1 protein-coding gene is annotated in these 1,091 nt (G+C 67.2%); it reads left to right on the forward strand.

Annotated features, from left to right (window positions below):
- Positions 1–1,091, forward strand: a 1,091-nt coding sequence (locus ACWGI8_RS44515; RefSeq protein WP_453669364.1) for an acyltransferase domain-containing protein, incomplete at both ends; no start/stop codon positions are given.

Genomic DNA, 1,091 nt, shown 5'->3' on the forward strand with positions numbered 1-1,091 from the left:
GGTGAGCCGTCGGGGTCTGTGGTTTCTGGTGCGGTTCCTGCTACGGGTGCGGGTCGTTCGGCGTTCCTGTTCACGGGGCAGGGGAGTCAGCGGGCTGGGATGGGGCGGGAGCTGTATGCGTCCTTCCCGGTGTTCGCGGCTGCTTTCGATGAGGTGTGCGCGCACCTCGACCGGCATCTCGACCGCCCGCTGAAGGAGCTGGTGTTCGGGGACGCTTCCGGGCTGTTGGATGAGACCGGTTATACGCAGGTTGCGTTGTTCGCGCTTGAGGTGGCGCTGTTCCGGCTGGTCGAGTCCTGGGGTGTTGCACCGGACTTTGTGATCGGGCATTCGGTTGGTGAGATCGCTGCTGCGCATGTGGCGGGGGTGTTCTCGCTGGAGGATGCTGCGGCTTTGGTGGCGGCGCGTGGCCGGTTGATGCAGGCGTTGCCGGGTGGTGGGGCGATGGCTGCTGTCGAGGCGACGGAGGCGGAGGTTGCCGAGCAACTGGCCGGCCGTGAGGACCGGGTGTCGATCGCGGCGATCAACGGTCCGACGTCCGTCGTCGTGTCCGGTGATGAGGCGGTGGTGGACGAGGCGGTTGCGTTCTGGCAGGAGCAGGGTCGCCGCACGCGCCGTCTGAGGGTCAGTCATGCGTTCCACTCGCCTCACATGGATCCGATGCTGGAGGAGTTCAGGGCCGTCGCCGAGGGCATCAGCTACTCCGTCCCGCGTATTGCGGTGGTGTCGAATGTGACGGGCAGGCTGGCCCAGGGGCTGGAGCTGTGCTCGGCGGATTACTGGGTGCGTCATGTGCGTGGTGCGGTCCGCTTCGCGGACGGCATGGCGTATCTGGACGGCCAGAACGTCACCCGTTATCTGGAGCTGGGTCCGGACGGCGTGCTGTCGGGCATGGGGCAGGGCTGCCTGCCCGAGGAGTCCGAGGCTGTTTTCGCTGCTGTCCTGCGCAAGAACCGTTCCGAGACCGACACGTTCACCACCGCTGTCGGCACCCTCCACGCGCACGGCGCGGACGTGGACTGGGAGGGGGTGTTCGCCGGACGCGGAGCCGGACGCACGGATCTGCCGACGTACGCCTTCCAGCACCAGCA

This window comes from Streptomyces sp. NPDC054841 (assembly GCF_053611045.1).